14 protein-coding genes are annotated in these 22,203 nt (G+C 41.9%); 8 read left to right on the top strand and 6 right to left on the bottom strand.

What is annotated here, in order from left to right:
• The first annotated feature begins 109 nt into the window (after window positions 1–109).
• On the top strand, window positions 110–1,570 hold the full coding sequence (gene pepD, locus AAY47_RS12690) for a beta-Ala-His dipeptidase (protein ID WP_047770439.1): 1,461 nt from the start codon (window positions 110–112) through the stop codon (window positions 1,568–1,570).
• Between the two features lie 66 nt (window positions 1,571–1,636).
• Here the strand turns inward: pepD and dinB are convergent, their stop codons facing one another.
• Window positions 1,637–2,692 carry a DNA polymerase IV gene (dinB, locus tag AAY47_RS12685; protein ID WP_047770437.1) on the bottom strand — a complete coding sequence of 352 codons (1,056 nt, stop codon included), beginning with the start codon at window positions 2,690–2,692 and terminating at the stop codon, window positions 1,637–1,639.
• Between the two features lie 387 nt (window positions 2,693–3,079).
• Between dinB and AAY47_RS12680 the strand changes: the two genes are divergently transcribed.
• Both AAY47_RS12680 and AAY47_RS12675 read left to right on the top strand, forming a co-directional pair.
• Window positions 3,080–4,321 (top strand): multidrug effflux MFS transporter, encoded by a 1,242-nt coding sequence (locus AAY47_RS12680; protein ID WP_047770434.1) that lies wholly within the window; start codon window positions 3,080–3,082, stop codon window positions 4,319–4,321.
• Between the two features lies 1 nt (window position 4,322).
• Window positions 4,323–6,584 carry an ATP-binding cassette domain-containing protein gene (locus AAY47_RS12675; RefSeq protein ID WP_047770433.1) on the top strand — a complete coding sequence of 754 codons (2,262 nt, stop codon included), beginning with the start codon at window positions 4,323–4,325 and terminating at the stop codon, window positions 6,582–6,584.
• 107 nt (window positions 6,585–6,691) lie between these two features.
• Here AAY47_RS12675 and AAY47_RS12670 read toward each other — a convergent pair whose 3' ends face one another.
• Genes AAY47_RS12670 through AAY47_RS12655 form a run of 4 tightly spaced genes read right to left on the bottom strand, consistent with a single transcriptional unit; the run spans window position 6,692 to window position 11,360 of the window.
• A complete protein-coding gene (locus AAY47_RS12670) occupies window positions 6,692–8,701 on the bottom strand; it encodes a chorismate-binding protein (protein ID WP_047770432.1) in 2,010 nt (669 codons plus the stop codon).
• 50 nt (window positions 8,702–8,751) lie between these two features.
• Window positions 8,752–9,384, bottom strand: a complete 633-nt coding sequence (locus AAY47_RS12665) for an isochorismatase family protein (RefSeq protein WP_047770430.1) — start codon at window positions 9,382–9,384, stop codon at window positions 8,752–8,754.
• A 24-nt stretch (window positions 9,385–9,408) separates the two neighbouring features.
• Entirely contained in the window at window positions 9,409–10,194 is a 786-nt protein-coding gene (locus AAY47_RS12660; RefSeq protein WP_047770428.1) for a 2,3-dihydro-2,3-dihydroxybenzoate dehydrogenase, read from the bottom strand.
• Window positions 10,191–11,360 (bottom strand): 3-deoxy-7-phosphoheptulonate synthase, encoded by a 1,170-nt coding sequence (locus tag AAY47_RS12655; protein WP_047770426.1) that lies wholly within the window; start codon window positions 11,358–11,360, stop codon window positions 10,191–10,193. The genes AAY47_RS12660 and AAY47_RS12655 overlap by 4 nt, the downstream gene beginning before the upstream one ends.
• Before the next feature lie 552 nt (window positions 11,361–11,912).
• Between AAY47_RS12655 and AAY47_RS12650 the strand changes: the two genes are divergently transcribed.
• From AAY47_RS12650 to AAY47_RS12635, 4 genes are all read left to right on the top strand, one after another.
• Window positions 11,913–13,754: a non-ribosomal peptide synthetase gene (locus tag AAY47_RS12650; RefSeq protein WP_053014280.1), complete on the top strand. Its 1,842-nt coding sequence runs from the start codon at window positions 11,913–11,915 to the stop codon at window positions 13,752–13,754.
• On the top strand, window positions 13,744–18,135 hold the full coding sequence (locus AAY47_RS12645; RefSeq protein ID WP_047770424.1) for a non-ribosomal peptide synthetase: 4,392 nt from the start codon (window positions 13,744–13,746) through the stop codon (window positions 18,133–18,135). Before AAY47_RS12650 ends, AAY47_RS12645 begins: the two co-directional genes overlap by 11 nt.
• A gap of 9 nt (window positions 18,136–18,144) precedes the next feature.
• Window positions 18,145–18,534 (top strand): nuclear transport factor 2 family protein, encoded by a 390-nt coding sequence (locus AAY47_RS12640; RefSeq protein WP_047770423.1) that lies wholly within the window; start codon window positions 18,145–18,147, stop codon window positions 18,532–18,534.
• Between the two features lie 125 nt (window positions 18,535–18,659).
• The gene (locus AAY47_RS12635; protein WP_047770421.1) at window positions 18,660–19,118 is read left to right on the top strand and encodes a MarR family winged helix-turn-helix transcriptional regulator; all 459 of its coding nucleotides are present in this window, start codon (window positions 18,660–18,662) and stop codon (window positions 19,116–19,118) included.
• Between the two features lie 150 nt (window positions 19,119–19,268).
• Here the strand turns inward: AAY47_RS12635 and AAY47_RS12630 are convergent, their stop codons facing one another.
• On the bottom strand, window positions 19,269–21,308 hold the full coding sequence (locus AAY47_RS12630; protein WP_047770419.1) for a choline transporter: 2,040 nt from the start codon (window positions 21,306–21,308) through the stop codon (window positions 19,269–19,271).
• Between the two features lie 209 nt (window positions 21,309–21,517).
• On the opposite strand from AAY47_RS12630, the gene betI reads away from it, so the two are divergent.
• On the top strand, window positions 21,518–22,114 hold the full coding sequence (gene betI / locus AAY47_RS12625) for a transcriptional regulator BetI (protein ID WP_047770417.1): 597 nt from the start codon (window positions 21,518–21,520) through the stop codon (window positions 22,112–22,114).
• Window positions 22,115–22,203 lie beyond the last annotated feature (89 nt).

Here is a 22,203-nt window from a genome sequence, read left to right as displayed (position 1 = left end):
ATTCTCAAATTTCGCATGGATAGTAGGTCAATGCCGATGACAAAACGCCCTGATGTGTCAAAACATGACTCTTTTCTTCTCACTAAGATGCAATTATAGGAGATTCGCCGTGTCCGAATTATCAACATTATCCCCGCAACCATTATGGGATATTTTTGCCCAAATTTGTTCCATCCCCCACCCTTCCTATCATGAAGAAGCACTCACCGCCCATATCATTGAGTGGTCCAAAAACAAAGGATTCCATGTAGAACGGGATGAAGCAGGCAATATTTTAATCCGAAAACCCGCCTCAAAAGGAATGGAAAATCGTCAAGCTGTCGTACTTCAGGCACACCTTGATATGGTTCCACAGAAAAATAACGATACCCAACACGATTTCACACAAGATCCGATTCGTCCTTATATCAAGGATGATTGGGTGACGGCTGATGGTACAACTTTGGGTGCGGATAACGGTATCGGCATGGCTTCTGCTTTGGCGGTATTGGCGGACGAGTCCGTTAAACACGGTCCATTAGAGGTCTTACTGACCATGACCGAAGAAGCGGGTATGGATGGTGCATTTGGCCTGAAATCCGGCTGGTTGCAAGCCGATATTCTGATCAATACCGATTCAGAAGAAGAAGGCGAAATTTACATGGGTTGCGCGGGGGGTATTGATTTCATCACAACTTTATCACTGACCCGTGAAACTCTGCCAACTCACTATAAAACGCTGCAACTGACTATTAAAGGATTAAAAGGTGGTCACTCTGGTGGCGATATTCATCTGGGATTGGGTAACGCCAATAAATTACTGGCGCGTTTTCTGGCGGCGTATTCCGATGAGTTGGAGCTGAAATTAATACATCTGCAAGGCGGAACCCTGCGCAATGCCATTCCGCGTGAAGGTTCTACCGTGGTGGCTGTTCCCGCCGATAAAGTTGAAAAACTCTATCAATTGAGAGATAGCTATCTGGAAACATTGAAAAATGAATACGCTGTCGTTGAAAAAAACCTCACCCTGTTGTTGGATGAAACCGAAACATCATCACAGGCACTAACAACAGATTGCCAGATTCGCCTGGTATCCATGCTCAATAGCATGCCTAATGGCGTTATTCGTATGAGTGATGTCGCCAAAGGTATTGTAGAGACCTCACTGAACGTAGGCATTGTAACGATGGACGAAGATAAAGCAGAGGTAATCTGCCTGATTCGTTCACTGATCGAAAGTGGCAAGGTTTATGTTACTGAAATATTGCATTCCCTGGCAAAACTGTCTGGGGCAGAAACCGTGGCAAGTGGCAGCTATCCGGGCTGGCAACCTGACGCCAATTCTCCAATCATGCATTTAGTCCGTGAAACTTATCATCAACTCTTCGATAAAACGCCGAATATCATGGTGATCCACGCGGGTTTAGAGTGTGGCCTATTCAAAAAACCGTATCCTGATATGGACATGGTTTCTATCGGCCCAACCATTCGGGGTGCCCATTCCCCTGACGAGAAAGTTCACATTAAGAGTGTTGGTCAATATTGGCAGTTACTCACTGCAATTCTGAAAGCTATTCCGGTTAAAGAATAATAGAAAATATATTGGTTCTCCCCTGCTATCTGTTCTGTTTGCAGGGGAGACTTCGTTCTTTGCACCTCACCACGCCAATAAAAGCTGACGCTCCAGTTGTGAGTTTTGTAATGTCACATGCAGCCCAACTAACCTGACGCCTCGCCCTTCCCGGCGAGTTTCCCAAACCTGTCTGGCTACCTGAATCAAATCGCGTTTATCCAATACCGGATGGACATGTTCCTGTGTCGTCAATTGAAAATCATCAAACTTTAATTTAATACCTTGACGGGCAATATGGAGATCGGGTTTTACCTTTTCCAGCCGTTTTTTCAACTCAGGATAAAGTTTTTCAATCAGTTCAACACATTCATGCCACTCATGGATATCCTGCGCTAAGGTTTTCTCCACCCCAACGGATTTACGCAAGCGTTCTGGCGTAATTTGTCGTTCATCAATGCCGTGGCAACGCTGCCAGAGCGCCAAACCGAACTTACCCAAGCTTTTTATGAGTGCCAGCTTATCGTAACGTTGCACGTCAGAGCAGGTTTCCAACCCCAGGTCTGACAAACGTTTAGCCGTGACCTTTCCGACACCGGAAATTTTGTGCAATGGCAGCGAGTTAACAAAAGTTTCAACCTGTTCAGGAGAGATAACATATTGTCCATTGGGTTTATTGATATCAGAGGCTATTTTGGCTAAAAACCTCACTGGTGCCACACCGGCGGAGGCCGTTAACTGCAATTCATCAAAAATGGCCTGACGGATTTCCTGGGCAATCAACGTGGCAGAGCCGTGGCAATAATGGCAATCTGTCACATCCAGATAAGCTTCATCTAAAGAAAGAGGTTCGATCAACTCCGTGTAACGGGATAAAATTTGACGGATATGTCGGGATACTTCTTTATAATGCGCCATCCTGCCAGGGATAACTTTCAATTGCGGGCAACGTCTTAATGCCATCGCTGTGGACATCGCACTATGCACCCCAAAACGGCGGGCAAGATAATTTGCCGTACTAATTACGCCCCTGCGATCAGCACTTCCCCCGACAGCAATGGGAACATGACGAAGTGACGGATTATCCCGCATTTCAATGGCAGCAAAAAAGCAGTCCATATCAATATGAATGATTTTGCGCATCTGATCCCCCCATGCCAAACAACTGTATAAATATACAGAAAGAGATCATGAAATTCTAGTTAATTTTTCAGCAAAACTTCAATGCATTGATTGCTCAAATACCTTTATAGGATAAGAAAATAATTTCCATTACGAAATTATTTCACATAGTGCTATAGTCTTTATAAGATGTTCACGCCACGAAATAAACGGCATTTGTAAATCATAAAATATAATATATAATATATAACATTCAGTTATTACAAAAACACATCAAATAAAAAATTAAACAGAATTCAATTTTGAATGAAATCTGTCAACTACATTAATATAATGATTTCCATTTTGAAATCATTTTCTATGGTGTTATAGTCTTCATAATCTGTTTATTATATGAGATGAACAACAGTGAAAAAATCAGAAAACACACTGAATAATAGTTATTTAGATCAAACTATCCCATCTAACCAAAAAGGTGAACTGGCATTCAAACTTGTTCTGGTTCTGGGAATGTTGAGTGCCATTGGCGCTCTTTCAACCGACATGTACCTTCCTTTATTTCCCGCCATATCACACGCACTATTCACGACTCAGGCGGGTGTTCAATTAAGTCTAACCTCATTTATGGCTGGTCTCGCTATTGGACAATTAATCATTGGTCCCTGGTCGGATGCCATCGGCAGGAGAAAACTTTTACTCGGCGGCATGGTTTTGCTGACTGTAGCCTCAATTGCCTGTTCATTCTCTTCAAGCATTGAAATGTTAATCACTAGCCGCTTTTTTCAAGGTGCCGGAGGCGCATCCGGTATTGTCCTGACACGCGCCATTGTTTCCGACCTCAGTTTTGGTAACAAAGCCGCCTACTATTTCAACCTGATTCTGGCAATACAAGGTGCAGCACCAATAGTTGCTCCATTGATAGGAGGCGTGGCTGCTTATTTCCCGTGGCAGGTTGTGTTTGTCTTTATGGCGCTTATTTCTCTGATAATTACCCTATTAACGTTCGTTTATGTGCCGGAAAGTTTGCCGGATAAATCAGAATCTGGCGAGAGTAAAAGCAGTTTGGCTAAGCCGTTTTTAAAACTGTTCCAAAACAGAACCTATATGGGATATACATTAATCTTCTCCGCCACGTTTGGGGCACTGTTTGCCTATATTTCAGCATCACCTTTTATATACCAGTCTATGTTCAAATTCACCCCCGGATTTTTCTCCATTGTGTTTGCGATTAATGCCGGCATTATGATGTTCAGCAGCATACTGAGTGCGCGGTGGGTTGGGCGGATCGGTGCCAAATCGCTTGTCATCATTGGTGTTGTAACCACCTTCGTCTTAGCATGTCTGCTCTTGGTTGTAAATTATCTCAACCTCTATCAGTTTGTGTTAACGACAGCAATTTTCATGATGCTTATGTTTACAATGGCGTTAATTTTTGGCAATGCCGCGAGTCTGGCATTAACCGCCGTTCCTGATGTAAGAGGGGCAGGCTCTGCTGTCCTCGGTGCTCTTCAGTTTGGAACGGCTTCTTTAACGGCATTTTTAACCGGTCTTGGCCAATCGGTGTCTCTGTTTCCTATATCTATCGTATTAATCGGATGTGGGCTTATCACTCTGTTTTCCCTGATATTGGTGCGCAAAGGAGATAAATGAAATGAGAAGTCATGAACAAAACACTATTGAAATTCGTGGTGCGAGGCAAAATAACCTTAAAGGCATTGATTTGCGTATTCCTAAGAATGTCATCACTGTATTCACTGGTGTTTCTGGTTCAGGTAAAAGCTCCCTTGTATTCGGTACAATCGCAGCGGAATCCCAAAGACAACTCAATGATACTTTTCCGCCTTATATCCGGCACCGGTTACCGTACTATGGCCAGCCTGATGTCGATGAGATAAATAACCTGACCACCGCAATTATCATTAACCAAAAGCGGATTGGGGAAAATGTACGCTCGACAGTGGGTACAGCATCAGACATTTACACTTTGTTGCGCCTTCTGTTTTCCCGAATCGGTAAGCCCTTTGTCGGGTATTCCAATGTCTTCTCTTTCAACCACCCATCAGGTATGTGCCCCAATTGTGAAGGGCTGGGCATTGCCAGTACGATAGATGTAAAAAAACTGCTGAATGAAGACAAATCTCTGAATGAAGGGGCAATTGCATATTCCTCATTTGCGCCAGGAACTTGGCGGTGGCGCCGATATGCTCATTCTGGTTTGTTTGATAATAATAAGAAAATCGCTGATTACTCGGCAGAAGAACGCCAGCTTTTGCTTTACGCGGATAACATCGCGCCGGCGACCCCATCCCCTGACTGGCCTAAATCTGCCCGATTTGAAGGACTCATTCCCAGATTCACGCGCAGTTATCTTGTGAAAGATAACAAAGAATACAAAAGTGAAGAATTTCGGAACATTGTTGCAATGAAACAGTGCCCTGTCTGCCATGGACAGAGGCTTAATAAACAGATCCTGTCATGCATAATTCAAGGCAAAAGTATCGGCGATTGTGTCGATATGCCGATTATCGAGCTGGGCCAGTTTATCGCTACATTGGCTGATCCTTCCGTGAGTACGCTCATTGGTGCCTTAAAAGAACGTTTAGCATCCATGTGCTCTGTCGGTCTGGGATATCTGAACCTTAACCGTCCGACCCCAACATTATCAGGTGGAGAGTCACAACGATTAAAAATGGTGCGACACTTAGGCAGCAGCCTCACCGGGATGACTTATATCATTGATGAACCCAGTACCGGCTTACATCCGGCTGATATCACTAAACTTAATACCCTGATCCAGCAATTACGTGACAAGGGCAACACTATCTTGATGGTTGAACATGACCCTGATGTCATTAAAATCGCAGATCATGTCATTGATTTAGGTCCCTGTGCAGGCGATAACGGAGGAACTATCACTTATCAGGGGGATCTGACTGGGTTACGTGCCTCTGACACATTAACAGGAAAATACCTGTCTCAAACAACCCGCCTTAATCAAAATCCCAAAAAGCCGCTTGGTTATATCTCTGTCAGGAACGCAACGCTGCATAATCTTAAAGAGATCACTATCGAGATCCCACTGGGAATAATGCTTGTTGTCAGCGGCGTGGCGGGTTCTGGAAAAAGCTCCTTAATTATGGGAGAGGTTGTCCCTCAATGTCCAAATGCTGTTGTTATCGACCAAAAACCCATTCATACCTCGAAACGCTCCCATATTGCATCGTGGAGCGGGGTTTTTGAGCACATCCGAGAGCGCTTTGCGCTGGCTAATCATGTGGATAAATCATGGTTTTCTCCAAATGCTAAGGGCGGATGTCCAGAGTGTAAAGGGTTAGGCGTGATTGAAACCGATTTGGCTTTTATGGATTCGATATCCTTACCTTGCGAAGCCTGTCAGGGGCAAAAATTCAATAAAAGAGCCTTAGATTATAAATATAAAGGAAAAACGATTGTTGAACTCATGAACCTAAGTATTACTCAGGCAACACATTTTTTTGAAGGCGACAGTCAAATTCATCCAACATTAATGCGCATTCAGGATGTTGGGTTGGGTTATATGCGCCTCGGTGAATCGCTTGATCACCTGTCTGGTGGCGAATGTCAAAGACTGAAACTGGCATCTTATCTTAACAATAAAGGTGATGTGTATGTCTTTGATGAACCGACAACCGGTCTTCATCCTTCTGATGTCGCGGTTCTTGTTACGTTGTTTCGCCGCCTCGTCGAGCAGGGAAATTCTGTCTTGATCATTGAACACAATATAGAAGTTATTGCAGAAGCAGACTGGATTATTGATTTAGGCGAAGGTGCAGGGACTGATGGTGGTCAGGTGATGTTCAGCGGTACACCACAGGCGATGTTTGAAGAGGGTAACTCATTGACCGCTGATCATTTACGTCAGCATTGTCGCTAAATAAAACCGGTAAAAAATAAAGTACTCCATTCATTAAGCGGGACAACCAAGTGTATTTTTTAGCATATTACATAGATTGTCCCAACAAAGCCTTACGATATGTTATTTTATAACACTTTATCTGCATCACCTATAGCATTATTAATCATCCAATTATAAATAGAAAATGCATCGGTAGTTAAAAAAGATTCGTTATGAAACTGTATTGATGCCACATTATTAGATTTCAATGCAATAATTTCACGCTTACCTAATCGTTCAAGATAAACCAATCGATTGTATTTTGGCGTAAACCAATGCGGTAATTTGTGCATCGCGGCAAAACTATTATAAAACCCGATATGACAGATTATATTCTCAATGGCTATTTTATATTGCGTTCCTTGCCGTGTTTTTGGAAGCCGTCTGATGGGCAAGCCAAATTCAGCACAAATAAGTTGATGCCCCAGGCAGGTTCCAATTAGTGGTAAATTCTGTTTTAGACGATTTGCAATCAGTGCCCGTGCGGTTGCCATCTTGTCATGGCTGACAGCATTCGGGTCTCCTGGTCCCGGGCCAATAAACAGAATATCTGTTTTACCTGAACTCATTAATTGCGGCAAATGCGCACCCGTCTCAGACCATGAAACGATCGTTACATCATGCCCGATATAACGTAACTGATAGGCAATCATTTCAGTAAATGAGTCCTCCATATCAATAAGCGTAATGGAGGGAAGAAAATTGGGCGCCAATACTATTTTTTTAGCATCGCCTAACCAGAAAGAAGAAACTTTATGATTACGCTGCTGCAATATTGCCGTGATATTACTCAACACATGTTCAGATAATGGGGTATTATTGGTTGAATTAATATTTTTCTTCTCGTCAAAAAAAGAACGCATTAAACCACTCAATTTTGCTTTGGTTTCTTCAGCTTCATTTTCCGGCGCTGAATCACGAACAATTGTGGCCCCTGATGTCAATCGGAAATGCCCCTTTTTTGTAATATCTGCCGCCCGGATTAATATAGCGGAATCCAGATAGCGTTGATTATTCTTAACACCAATCATGCCGACAACACCACTGTAATAACCACGACCACGATTTTCCCTGCGTTTAATAACCTGAGACGCATTTTGCACAGGGCTTCCGGTAACCGTTGGGGCGAACAAAGACTCTTTCAGGATAGTTTGAATTGTCTGTGATGTTGAGCCACGGATAAAATATTCCGTATGTGCAACCCGGGACATCATCTTTAACTGAGGACCGCTCACCGTAATATCACTGTCACATATGCGGCTCATCATTTTCAGTTCTTCATCAACGACCATGAAGAGTTCATTCTGTTCCTTTTTGTCGTTAACGAAGTGGTATAAAGCCTGCTCTACCCCTTTTTCTGGATATTTTAACGTGCCACTTATTGGGTTCATGGCAACCTCTTTGCCATCCACCAAAATATGTTGCTCCGGGCTGCTACCAACAAAATAGCGGTCACCGGTATAAACAACCCATGTCCAATAAGAACCACATTCGTTTATCAGTAATTGATTAAATAGCGCGAGTACATCTTCCAATGCAAAGTCTTCAATATCACCTTCCAAACTTCTCGATATAACGAAATTACTGCCTTCTCCGGCACTAATCTCATCGTTGATCACCTGTTCCACCATCTGGCTATAAGCCTTGTCTGTGATATCGAAATGTATATTAGCGGCTTTTATTGGCTTACCACTCTCAATAAATCCCCAGTTATCTATTTGGTAACGGGCTTGTGTTTCAATATTCATGATAATGACAGGTTCGTTGTCGTTATGGCATGCAAACCCTTTTTCGGCAATCTGATTGAATGGAATGATAATTAATTGAGAAACATTCAGCTTTTCAGGCGATGTTATATCTGCTACGCCTAAACGGTCTGATTTCAATGAAAGCGTAGGCTCCAACGAAATTGGCTCTAGAGCTGAGAGTGAATGGCTGTATTCTATTTTCCCCTCAAGTAATAAAAATGAGTCCTTAGCATCGGATAATGGGCGATAAATACATGCAAAAGGTTTATCCGCCGTCACTAAGTGGCTAAAGAGATTTTTCGCATCCTCTGATTGCCGCTCTCCCTGTGGTAATTCTTTCAACAACATCATTTCTCCTTAGAATTTGTCTTGTCAGGCTTTTTAGTCTCCCTGACATGTTATTTTCTTAGATTTGCAATGACTTGTTCCGTCGATGCCACTACGGCACATATTTCCGCTGCCATCTTCAACGCCAGATGGTGTTTTTCCGCTGAAAAATCAGCCACAGCATCTGATACAAAGAAGGTTTCGATATCATGTGAATAAGCATCAATAGCCGTAGTCAGACATCCTATATGGGCATAGACCCCACAAATGATCAGTTGATTGCGCTTCAAATCCCTTAAATGGTGTTGCAGATTAGATTTAAAAAATGCACTGTAACGCCACTTAGTCAGTACGGTTTCATCTTTAGTGGGTGTCAGGAGTGGAATAATGTCCCGATGTTCATCGGTTGCTTGCATGCCTTCACCCCATATATTTTTTAATAATCCACGTTGTTCTGAGGTCATACTGCCGGGCTGGGCAGTATAGAACACAGGAATATTAAAATTTCTGGCCACACTCAATAGCATGCAGATGTTGCTCATTACACCCTTTATCGGGCTTGTTCCGGCTTCAAAAAAATTTACAAAGTATTTTTGCATGTCATGGATCAACAAAGCTGTGCGATGACGATCCGGGAGCCAATTTGCTGTAGATTTGGGTAAATCAACATAGCCTGGCAATGGGTACGATAATATCTTTTCCATGTTATATCTCTTGCTTGCTATGCATTAACAGCTACCTAATGCGGCACCGCCATCGACCAGCAAAGTCGACAATGTCGTTTGGCTGGATTCTTCACTTAGATAGAAACAAATCGCGGCGGCAATTTCGTCTGGAGCAGCAATCTTGTGTAATGGGATACCAATGCGAAATTGCTCTGGATTACCGTACAATGTGCGGTTTTTATCAGCCTCATTTCCCCACATACTGCGTAGCATGGGGGTATCTGTTGAACCAGGAGCAACAACATTGCACCGGATCCCAAATGGAGCCACTTCTAACCCAAGTGCATATGTAAAGGCTTGGGCAGCCGCTTTTGAGGCACAATATGCGGCCATCATTGCCCGGGGTACTCGTGCGGCATTTGAAGCAACAGTCACGATGCTGCCTTTTTTCTGCTCCTTCATATAACCGACTGCGGCTTTGCTGACGTTGAATACCCCCGTCGCATTAACAGCAAAGCTACGGTTCCATCCATCAATATCTGTGTTTTCAACAGAAGCATGGTGTAATACACCCGCGCCATTCACCAAATAGCCGATGGGTCCGAGTTGATTTCTAATGGCCAGAAATGCGCTGTCAACTTGTTGAGGTTCGGTCACGTCCACAGGAAAACCGATAATAGATTGAGGATATTCATAGCGAAGTTTGTCCACCAGAGGTTGTAACGCCTCTGCCTGTTTATCAATAAGTGCTAAGGTTATTCCTTTTATTGCCAATCGTCTGGCGATGGCTTCACCGATGCCACCACATGCGCCGGTAATTACTGCAACATATTTTTTGTCAAAAGTCATAATGCCTCCTGATTAATTGCCCATTGTTGAATAAGTTCAATTGCCTGTTTTTTGTTCAATCGTGGATCACATACAATGTTTGATAATTCAGATTCTTTAGGATGGAAGCCGCAACCAAAACACTCAGCGATATCTTCCGCCGTCGTTTCTAAATGAATGCCAGCACAACAAGCATGGCGTTCGGCTAACTGGATTTGAAAATGAGTAACTTCATCCACCATCTCTTCAAAAATTCGTTGTTTATTTCCATTCGCTGTTTTTGTTGTATTTCCATGCATGGGGTCACACATCCAAAGCACGGGGATACCGGTCTCCAGTACAGCATCAATGAGAGGAGTGAGTTTATGAATATGTTTATGGCCAAAACGGGTGATAAATGTCAGTCGCCCGGGGATTTTTTGAGGGTTGAGTTTTTTGCATAATCCCGTGATTAAATCAGGGGAGACTTTATCGCTGATTTTACATGCTACCGGGTTATCTATATTTGATAACATCTCAACGTGAGGACTCTTTAAATCAAGGGTACGAATACCAATCCAGGGCCAATGGGTGCTGCCAAGGTATCGCCGCCCGTCCGGTGTGGTTCTCAACTGAGAATATTCGTAGTCCAACAACAGGGCCTCATGGCTTGTCCAGACCTGTAAATTCATATCTGGCCTACTTCGGATGTAATTATCAATCGTAGACAGGGTTTGTGACGCTGCGTGATAACTGATTAACATCCGTTTAGAGTCATTTATTCTGGCATCCGAAACAGGTTCCGGGCTATTTACACAGTCACCACGCCATACAGGTAACGTCGTATCCCGGTATTTTTCAATTGCATTCGAACGCGGTTTTGCATATTGGCCCGCTATGCGGCCAACTGTGATCACAGGCTTATTCAGCAAAGTAGAAAAAATGTCTGATAAGTCATGTAAAAAATCAACTTTCGGAATAACCGATTGTTGATCACATTCGATAATCCGTTCAGCACAATCACCAATTTGAATTATTACCGCTTTGTGTAACCAAACCTTTTCCAATTGTTTATAAAAATGTATCAATTTTTTATGATTAATTAATGGCGGTAATCCCAATAACTCTTTTTTTATGGTGGACAATGTTTCCGGATTGTTCCAGGTCGGTTGTTGCCACGGAGAACTGAGAGTTTCTAATGTATCCATCTGACTCATACTCCACTTCTAATGAAGGGTAAATTAATAATTCACAATCGAAAGCATATTATCTATTAATAATAAAAGCAGCGTTATTAATAATAAAAGCAGCGTTCTAGCGTTTTCTTTAAAGAAAGCAAGAGTAAAATAAGTACAACCTTAGCTTGTGTTTAAATAAAAACGATAAACTCTGACATCACAATAGATACGATTTTATATCAATAGATAAATCGAACGTGTGACGTTAATCATCCATAACTCACCTGCACTTTGTCAACTACTCAAGTAAAGTTATTGACAATAATAAGCGTAAGATTATGTTTTTAAATGATTTAAATAATAACCCACAATAAAATAATGATGATATGGTTTCATTATGGAAATCATTTGACTGATTTTAGGATTCCATTGTAGACTTTGTTTCATCAGCATATTAGGCAACAGAAATAAATTAAAAATGAACGTACATTGATCAAGATCATTTTTCCAAAATATCTTAAAACAGTTATTTAATATATCGTCATTACTTTAAATTATATTAAATATGATGAGGCCTTCTGCATGATCAAAAAACAGACTGAACAGTTGCGTACTATACCAAATGTTCTGAGTGAAATAGTCAATAAATATCCAAATAAAACTGCGTTAATATTTAACTCAGAAACATTGTCATATCGTGAACTTTGGGAGCAATCAACCCAGATAGCACTTGTTTTACAAAAAATGAAGATAAAAAAGGGAGATAAAGTAGCCATTAAGATAACTCGCAGCCTGGAATTATATCTGGTGTTGATAGGGGTAATTCGTCTGGGTGCTATTATTGTTCCGTTAAGCAATGCTTTTAACAATAACAGCCCAGAACAGTACATAACAGATTGCATCGAGGCTGCTGACATCAATTTACTGATTTCAGATGCTGATAACGCTGAAAGCGCCGAATTTAAAACAAACAGTTCACAATTAATTAATTCACAAGTAAATTATCCAATTATCTCTGTAAAAACCCTTTTTTCACAAACCCGCGAGTTAGATGACATACCCACAAAATTTGAAACCCTAACCGAAACGTTAGTGGCGACAGACCCGGTGATGATCTTGTTGACATCAGGCTCTACAGGTAAACCAAAGAGTGTGATTATCCGTCATTGTGGATTAACCCGCCTTGCAATCCCTATCCACCAGTTAGGTAATACAGACAAGGATCGTTATTTACAACTTGCAGCGCTGTCATTTGCTGCCAGCGCCAATGAAATTTGGATAAGTCTTCTGACCGGAGCCACACTCGTTGTTTATCCAAAAGAGGCTCCTGATTTGGTCGAAATCGATAACATCATTAGTCATCAGCATATTTCTATTCTTTTCTTGTCCGGTGGGCTATTCCGGCTATTTGTAGAAGTTTCTCCTGATACTTTACATAAACCTGATTGTGTCGTCGTTTCAGGTGATTTTGTTAACCCCAGACTGTTTTCAATTGCAGCCAAAGCAGGTAAGGGGCGCATATTCAATGGAATGGGATGTACGGAAAATTCAGCGCTTACTTCTGCTTATCAGGTGTTACCCGATGAGAGACCTGATGCTGATTCACCAGTGCCTGTTGGTTACCCATTGCCTCTCGTCAATATGGTCGTACTGGATGATAATTTAGAAATCTGTGCGCCAGATATACCAGGGGAACTTTGCATCAGCGGCGCAGGGCTTGCGGAAGGATATTCAGATCCTGAATTAACCCATGACCGTTTTGTCTGGCTGGCCCTTAATGGCAATCATGAGCGTTATTACCGCACTAATGACCAGGCTAAAAGAGATAAATCTGGCAATATCACATTACTGGGACGCAGTAATCACATGTGTAAAATTCGGGGTTTCAGGGTCGAAATCACCGGAGTGGAACATACACTCCGTTCACATCCTCAAATAGAAGATGTCATTGTCACCATAGAGCAGACGGATAATGAGCCTCTGTTACATGCCTGTTATCTGAGTAAGTCAGGTTCGCTATCCAGCACCGATCTTCGAGAATTTATGCATTCAAGGCTGCCATCCTATATGGTTCCAGAACGGTTTACACATGTTAATGCTTTGCCAATGAATCAAAATGGTAAACGCGATCGAAATCAAATGGTTCAGCTTATTGCTGATGGGATGCACAAGCAACAAGATGACAACGTAGAATCAAAAATTCTCTCAATATGGGAAGAGATCACGGGTTATAAGAACCTTGATCCCGCAACTTCGTTTTGGGAACAGGGAATAAATTCTCTTCATTTAATCAAATTAGCCTCTCTGGTCAGTAAAACACTTGGTATTCATGTTTCATCTGCCGATGTGTTTTCAGTGGATAGTGTCGGAAAATTAGCCGCTCAGTTTGGTGGAAACGACTTGGAGAGCAGAAATGGACAATGAATCATTGAACAAAACAGTCAAGGATACATGGGATAACAGAACATACCTACCCAGTACACAAGGACAAAAAGGGTTATGGTTACTTGATCAGGTACTGAACCAACCCGAAAGTTACAATATTCCATTACTTATAGAAGTAGGGACTCAGTTAGATCACCATTTGCTGGAAAAAGCCGTTACTCAATTTGTCAACGTCACCCCTGTTTTACGCACACATTTTACGTTTACTCAAGATCAGCTGTATCAAGTCATAGAACCCCCCTATGACATTCATATTACGCACAAAACTATCACTGAAGTGAATCATCCAGAAGACGTTATTCAACAAATGGCGTCAAAACAATATGATTTGGCAAAAGGGCCGTTATTCGATATCTGTTTGATAACAGGAGAATTAAAACGATGTTGGTTGGCGTGTTGTTTTCATCATATTATCGTTGATGCACCATCAGTGACTATTTTTATCAAGAACATTCTCGCTTGTTATGCTCATTTGGCTGAAAACAGAGAGTTTCATTATCGGAAAATCAGTGCTGATTATTTGGAGTTCACCCAATGGCAAAAAGAGCAATTAGCTAAACCTGAAATTGCCACCATGAAAGATTATTGGAAGAAAGTACTTACTCCGTACCCTTCTATGATAGACCTCCCCACTGATTACCCCAGGAAGGAGTGCAAAGGAACCAAAGCAGGTTATCGTCATTTGCAACTTAGCCATGATGATGTATTGAAAATATCTGAGCTGGCAAAAAATCTTGCAATGACCCCTTTCATGTATATGACCCTGTGCTGGCAGTTTTTGCTGTATCGTTTATCGGGTCAAAAAGATATCACCATTGGTATCCCTTTTGCGCTGCGGGATAACAGTGAATTTGAAGAAACGGTGGGATATTTGGTTAATACTCTACCATTCAGATCTCATTTAGATTCAGGTAGTACCGTGAATCAGTTTGCCGTATCAGTTCGTAACCGCTTTATTCAGGCTCATTTTAATAAGCAATTACCGTTTACTGACATTGTTGCAGATACAGGCCAGAACTTTGGCTTAGATAACCCTGTTTTTCAAACATTACTTGTCAATCTTGATACCATTAATGATGCATTTCAGGATTTCCCTTACTCAATAAACGTCACCGAACAGTATATTCAATCCGCTAAATATGATTTAACCCTATTTGTCGAAACAGGTACATCTCATCGTTTAATTATGGAATTTAATGCCGGACTCTTCGACGGCAACACCATTCAATATTGGCTGGAACTCTACAGGCAAACCGCTTTATGTATGGGGGAACGGGGTGAAAAAACTTTAGATGAAGTTGAAATACTCACTCAAGATGAACAACTGTCCATCGTTAATCGTTCAAGTACCTCATTCGCTGACATAAACATCCCATGTTTTATTGATGAGATAGAGGAATATGCAAAAACGCATCCGAACAATATTGCATTAATAACACGTCACGGTCACCGGACTTATGGATGGTTAAATCATCGCGCCAACCAGCTCGCTGAATTCATGTATACACATTATACCCTCCGTGTGGGTTCACGGGTCGGTTTATTGCTAAACCGAAATGAAGACGCTATCGCAGCTCTGCTGGCCGTTTTGAAAACAGGGGCATCTTATGTTCCCATTGACCCCAGTTATCCCCAGGAACGGATTGAATATATGCTCCGGGACGCAGCGGTGGATTGTATTGTAACCGTCAGTGAGTTTGTCACAACATTATCTGCGACCATCCACAAAATCGTGTTAGATGAAACGGTATTTATACAGGATGTTAACTGGCAATCAGTGCAACGAAAGCCAGAAGATGAGCTATATGTTATTTACACTTCCGGTTCAACGGGACAACCCAAAGGAGTACGCTTACTGAATAAGACACTGTCCAATCTTCTTACATGGCAAAAAGAGATCACTCTGTGTGGTGAAGGTGATTGCACACTTCATTATATGTCTTTATCTTTCGATGTTTCTGTACAGGAAATATTCGGCACCTTATGTACCGGCGGAAAGTTATATATTGCAGATGAAGAGGAGCGTCAGGATCTGCATCATTTGCAAAATGTCATTGAGTTAAACGAGATCCGCAGAGCCTATTTTCCCTATGTGGCACTTCAACATCTGGCTCAATTAACCGCCTCGAATAAAGCCCGGCTATCAATGCTTGATGAAGTCTATTCAACAGGTGAACAGTTGGTTCTCACTGCTGATATCAAACATATGTTTAATGCCAACCGAAGACTGATTAACCTTTATGGCCCTTCAGAGAGTCATGTTTGTTCTGCTTATGTCATGCCGGCAGATATCTCTTTGTGGGGAGACAGTGCATCAATAGGATATCCACTGCCCGGATTTACTATGCTTGTATTGGACGAACACAGACGTATGGTTCCAGCCGGTGTCGCAGGCGAACTTTGGATTATCAGTGAGTTCCTTTCTCCAGGTTATCACAACAAAGATCATGAAACTCAAGCACGGTTTTTAACCGAAAACTGGCCAGGTGCACTGGGCAAACAGGCTTATAAATCGGGGGATCTCATAAAACTAAAATCCAGTGACGCCTTCACATATCTTGGTCGTCTGGATAATCAATTAAAAATCAGGGGATTTCGCATTGAACCATCAGAAATAGAAGCCGTTATCAATTCATTGGATGAAGTGAAAGTCTCCGCGGTTATTGGAAAAGAAATATCAGCCGGCAACAAGATGCTGGTGGCTTTTATAATCACAACAGTGCCATTAGAACGTGTTGAACTATTAACTCGATTACGCAGCTATCTACCGGATTATATGATCCCAAATGAGTTCGTATTTTTGCCTGATCTTCCAACGACCCCTAGCGGTAAAATTGACCGAAAAGCACTGCATCACATTGAAATAACGAAAATGTCGGATAATTTTGCAAAAAACGGCATTGAAGAGACGCTGAACTCAACCGAACAAACAGTAAAATTACTCTGGCAAAAAGTTTTTCCGAACCGGTCGATTAAATTAGGCGATAATTTCTTCAATATCGGCGGACATTCACTGTTAGCTACACAGTTAGTATATTTACTACGCAAACAATTTAATGTCGATTTTCCGCTCAAATTACTATTTAGTACCCCGACCTTACGTGATATGGCCGCTTCGGTTGATACCTATCTGAATAATGATAAAAAATCAGATGATGAAATACAGAGTCCATTTATTAACGATGCTTTCGTCCCGCATGATTGGACGTATACGCGACAATTAAATCCCTCAAAAAGCGATGAGGTCTTACTCACCGGTGCTACCGGTTTTTTAGGTATCTATCTGCTTCGCACCTTACTGCAACAACTAACGGGTAAAATCATTTGTTTAGTCAGGGCCACCGATAACCGTGCCGGATTGAGCCGTATCATAAAAAATGCTCATTGTTATGGCATTGACCATGACATTGATTTTTCACGCGTTGAAATTGTGGTGGGCGATATTGCCAAGGCGAAATTTGATTTAACTGAGGCAGAATATCAGTCATTATCAGAAAGAGTCTCTAAAATATATCACGCCGCAGCTCATATTAATTTTGTTCTCCCGTACAGTTCTGTTAAGGGAACGAATGTCGATGGTATCGTAGAAATCATTGATTTTTGTTGTCACCATGAGCGTAAGAAGCTGGAGTATATTTCGACTATTGCCGTATTTGCACCGGACTATCCTCAACAGCCAATAACAGAAGATAGCCTCCCGGACTACCCGCACTCACTCTCTATCGGTTATACCCAAAGTAAATGGGTGGCTGAACAGTATGTACAGCAAGCCAGATATCAAGGTGTTGATATCAACATTTATCGAATAGGGCGTATATCAGGTGACAGTGTGACCGGGGCATGTCAAGCAGATGATTTTTTATGGCTGCAAATTAAAAGCTTTATCCAAATGGGAATTGCACCCTACCCTGAATTGCTGAGTACAGATCTATTGCCGGTCGATTTCGTCAGTCAGGCTATTGTGACCTTATCAACCGCTAATAAGATACATGAGCAACAGAACTTCCACTTATTTCATCCGGAAGGTACTGATTTTACCCCGGCATATCTGGCTATCAAACAGACAGGGCATGACATCACACCAGTTTCTGAATCAGCGTGGTTAGAAAAACTCGAACAAAGGGTTGTCAATGGCGATGAGGTAGCACTGGGTTCAGTGATCCACCTTTTTAAAGAAAATGCGCTGAATATTGGTAATAACATCTACAACAATCAGAGTACACGCGAGGCCCTTAAAACCTTAGGTTTCGATTTTCCAGATATTAATGTGAAAACTTTCTCAAAATTAATTTCTTATTTTATGGATAAAGCAATCATCCCGTCATATCAACCTGAAAGTCAGCAACCTGTAAAATACTAAGGAGAAATGATGTTTAACGTTGTATTCGATAAATATATAGAAGCAGTTTTAGAAAAGTCACCCACAAAACTTGCCGCTCTATTTTGTGATGATGGTATTCTGAAGTTACCATTCCGTACCAGTCGAGATACAATTGAGAGCCAGGCACAGATACTTGAGCATTATTCAGCAAGTTTTGGCCAGGCGCCTCTGATTTTTACTTCTGTTCAGGATGTAGAACTGTACTCAACAGATAATCCTGATATTTTTATCGTCGAGTATCGACTGAATGGTAAGACATTGCCACATAAAAAAGATTTCCATTGTTTATATATTAATGTGTTTAAATTAAACAACGGTAAAATTAAAGAATTACATGACTATGAGGATGTTCTTAACCGAGAAGCCATTTTCTCTTGATTTTGGCTGTTCTTAATTGTAAATAAGTGGATATTTACAAGCCTGTTCCATAAAGAATCATTTTTATTTATGGAACAGGCGATTAGCTTGGTTTCTTATTTAATACTCAGGTTATAAAAAAACACATGAAGACAGATAATGACATTACCGTCACACCTTTTGAAAATGCATTGAGTAGGCTTCAGTGTGTTCTTGTCGCGAGAAGAACCATCACAAACCCTGAAGGTATTTCATGGGCACAGTATGATACTCTATATTTACTTCGACAATATCAGCCGATGAATCCTACTGTAATTGGCGAAAAGCTCGGCTTTACCCGCTCTAAAATGTCTAAAATTTTGCGATTGTTAAAAGATAAAGAGCTTATTAAACAAGAAGCGGGGGAAAACGATAAACGCGAACTGGTCACCAAATTAAGCCCAAAGGGGTTAACATTTTTGCAGAGGGCCGAGTCCAGCAGACATAATATGGCTGATATTGTGGCGTCTAATATGTCCCAAGGTGAAATCGCCATATTTACAGAACTTTGCCATCGTGCCGCAGATCTTTTGTATGCACAAACTCCCATTCGTGATGAGGATTGAACATGATGAAGCCCGCTTTTTTATATAAACCTATCACCACGATTTGGAACGTGAAAAAGGTCTCCATGACAAAGGTTTTGTTGTTTATCTTGTAGAGGAAGGCCTGAGTCCAGTGGAATACTGAGATCAGGCCTGACTGACAGAGGTTACTTACCCATTTGGAAAAATCAGTGTTTGCCCAGGGGCTTCCCGGTTTAAGTGAATAAAATTCAGATGTTTTTCATAGTGATCGAGAATATCGCTAATGATTTGCTCTTTCGTATAATCCATCAAATCATTACCCTGCGTTCCTTCCATCAGAAAAGTCTCCAACCGATAATAGTGAGACTTACCCGCTCTCGCTCGATAGGTAAATCCGGGTACAGAATAGCGTTGTGGCCAGATTTGATAGACAAAATTTTGCTCATCACCTAAATCAACAACCAATTCCAATGGATTCAGTCGTTTGTTCTCTTCGGTCGGTAATGCATTAAACTGAACTTTCGCGCCCCGCACCACCAGCTCTTTAGCCACCTCCTGCATCGCCGGACGGCACACCATATCCAGCATTCGTTGAGCGTTTTTCGTACCGGGGAAATGCATCATACGGCTCAGACGCTGCTTCCAGTTCAATGAACCATTATCATACACAAGCGTGGGGGAGGTATTTTGCAATGAGCTGGCTTTACGGAAGTCCTCTACCCGTAAAGATTTATATAGTCCCGCCATCACAAAAAAGATCACAAAACTAAAAGGCAGGCCCATGATGACGGTGGTATTTTGCAACGCAGAAATACCATCCGTCATAAGTATACCTAACGTTAATACGCCAATCGCCACCGACCAAAAGACACGTAACCAATTCGGTGCATCATTATTGATATCACTAAGATTAGACGTGAAATTCCCTAACACCAATGAGCCAGAATCAGCCGATGTGACATAAAACAGCAGTCCGGTAATGGTGGCAACAGAAGCACTAAACGTAAATGCCGGATAAAGTGCCAACAAACGATAAAAACCTTGTTCTGGGTGTTGTAACACGGTTTCAGCCAGCTGGCGATTACCATGAATAATTTCATACAATACACTGTTACCAAAAATCGATAACCACAGCAGGGTAAAAACAAATGGAATGACTAACGTTCCCATAACAAACTGACGAATGGTTCTGCCACGGGAAATACGTGCCAGGAACAATCCGACAAACGGCGACCAGGCCACCCACCATGCCCAGAAAAACAGTGTCCAGTTATTCATCCATTCCGTTGGGTGTTCGAAGGCAAAACTGTTCAGTGTCATCCCCATAAAACGGCTGATATAGTCCCCGATATTCTGCACCAATCCGTTAAGCAGGAATTCAGTATTGCCCATAAATAAAATAAACAAAACTAGGCCAAGAGCCAGCAGGACATTCAATTCAGACAAAAACCGAATGCCTTTGTTTACGCCGGAAGTCACGGAGATAATGGCTATTACCACAGACAACAGTATTAGTCCTCCCTGAACCCCCAATCCTTGCGGTAATCCGAAAAGGACTTTCAGACCATAATTCAACTGCACAACCCCAATTCCCAGCGTCGTTGCAATGCCAAAAATGGTCCCTATTACTGCCGCAATATCCACCGTATGACCGATGAACCCTTTAATGCGGTCACCAAAAATAGGATAAAGTGCCGAGCGGATAGTCAGGGGCAAATTATAACGATAACTAAAATATCCCAGTGCAATTCCCATTAAGGCGTACATAGACCAGCCCGTCAGGCCATAGTGGAACAACGTCCACACCATCGCCTGACGAGCTGCTTCAATGGTTTCCCCTTGACCCGTTGGCGGTCGCATATATTGCGTGACAGGTTCAGCCACCGAGAAAAACATCAAATCAATGCCGATCCCCGCAGCAAACAGCATTGCTGCCCAACTCAGCAAACTGAACTCCGGCTTAGATTGTTCCGGTCCCAGTTTGATTGACCCAAAACGGGAAGCCGCAACAAAAACAACGAACACAATGTAAAGTGTCGCGGCCAATAAATAGTACCAACCGAAAGTTTTAGACACCCAGTTCAGTGTATTTTTTATCCAGGCACTGGTGGCATCAGTGAAAAAAAGAGTGAACAGAGAAAATACAATAATCAGTCCGGCTGAGGTGAAAAAAACGACAGAATTCAGTGTGTCCTTCTGGGTATTTTTTGGACTGTCTTGGGTATTCATAGGCAGTTCCTGAAATTAATAGCATTAAAACAGATGAAAAGCATAATCCATATAACCTTTTGAGTTAAATATAAAATTTAAGATATCTTAAACAAAACCGCTCCCTCGTTGTAAAATTATTGTAATAAAACATATTTAATTTTGATTGAACATTCAATTAAAAAAAAGTTTAATACTCCCCGAATGATTGATCTTCTGAGCATAAAATCATGCCAAAAATTGGAATACAGTCGATAAGAAAACAACAACTCATTGATGCAACATTAATCGTTGTTAATGACGTTGGAATGCAGGAAGCCACTATTGCGCAAATAGCCCGAAAAGCAGGCGTTTCTAACGGCATTATCAGCCACTATTTCAAGGATAAAAACGGGCTATTGGAAGCGACCATGCGCCATCTATTACATCAACTGGAAATGGCAGTAGCACGTCGGTTACGACTGCTCGATAATGCAACGCCTGCACAAAGATTGAAAGCCATTGTCGAAGGGAATTTTGATCCCAGCCAGATCAATAGCGCGGCAATGAAAACCTGGTTAGCATTTTGGGCCAGTAGTATGCATCAACCCAATCTGTACCGGCTACAACAAATCAATGAACGCCGTTTGTATTCCAATCTTTGTGTTGAATTTAAACGTGTCATGCCGGCAGCAGAGGCACGGCTGGCCGCACAAGGTCTTGCTGCATTAATTGACGGCATCTGGCTGCGAAGAGCATTAAGCAGTAAGCCTTTTGATATAGCAGCGGCATTCAAAATTACTATTGATTATATCGAACATAAACTCGGAGCATCTGATAAGTGCTGACTTATCGCCTCATGGATAGGACTCTTAAGGAGAATGTAATGAACGCATCCCAACCACTTGGCCTTTGGCACCGCACTGGAATTGAGAGA

It is taken from the genome of Xenorhabdus griffiniae (assembly GCF_001028135.1).
GTDB classification, from domain to species: Bacteria; Pseudomonadota; Gammaproteobacteria; order Enterobacterales; family Enterobacteriaceae; genus Xenorhabdus; species Xenorhabdus bakwenae.
The sequence above is the reverse complement of the archived record's forward strand: the minus strand, read 5'-3'. Positions and strand labels throughout refer to the sequence as shown.

Bases quoted from the DNA above. Each gene is read 5' to 3' on its own strand.
- AAY47_RS12670 (WP_047770432.1), bottom strand. From the start codon at position 8,701: ATGTTGTTGAAAGAATTACCACAGGGAGAGCGGCAATCAGAGGATGCG.
- AAY47_RS12635 (WP_047770421.1), top strand. From the start codon at position 18,660: ATGAAGACAGATAATGACATTACCGTCACACCTTTTGAAAATGCATTG.
- AAY47_RS12645 (WP_047770424.1), top strand. From the start codon at position 13,744: ATGGACAATGAATCATTGAACAAAACAGTCAAGGATACATGGGATAAC.
- AAY47_RS12675 (WP_047770433.1), top strand. From the start codon at position 4,323: ATGAGAAGTCATGAACAAAACACTATTGAAATTCGTGGTGCGAGGCAA.
- AAY47_RS12630 (WP_047770419.1), bottom strand. From the start codon at position 21,308: ATGAATACCCAAGACAGTCCAAAAAATACCCAGAAGGACACACTGAAT.
- betI (WP_047770417.1), top strand. From the start codon at position 21,518: ATGCCAAAAATTGGAATACAGTCGATAAGAAAACAACAACTCATTGAT.
- AAY47_RS12650 (WP_053014280.1), top strand. From the start codon at position 11,913: ATGATCAAAAAACAGACTGAACAGTTGCGTACTATACCAAATGTTCTG.
- AAY47_RS12665 (WP_047770430.1), bottom strand. From the start codon at position 9,384: ATGGAAAAGATATTATCGTACCCATTGCCAGGCTATGTTGATTTACCC.
- AAY47_RS12655 (WP_047770426.1), bottom strand. From the start codon at position 11,360: ATGGATACATTAGAAACTCTCAGTTCTCCGTGGCAACAACCGACCTGG.
- AAY47_RS12660 (WP_047770428.1), bottom strand. From the start codon at position 10,194: ATGACTTTTGACAAAAAATATGTTGCAGTAATTACCGGCGCATGTGGT.
- AAY47_RS12640 (WP_047770423.1), top strand. From the start codon at position 18,145: ATGTTTAACGTTGTATTCGATAAATATATAGAAGCAGTTTTAGAAAAG.
- dinB (WP_047770437.1), bottom strand. From the start codon at position 2,692: ATGCGCAAAATCATTCATATTGATATGGACTGCTTTTTTGCTGCCATT.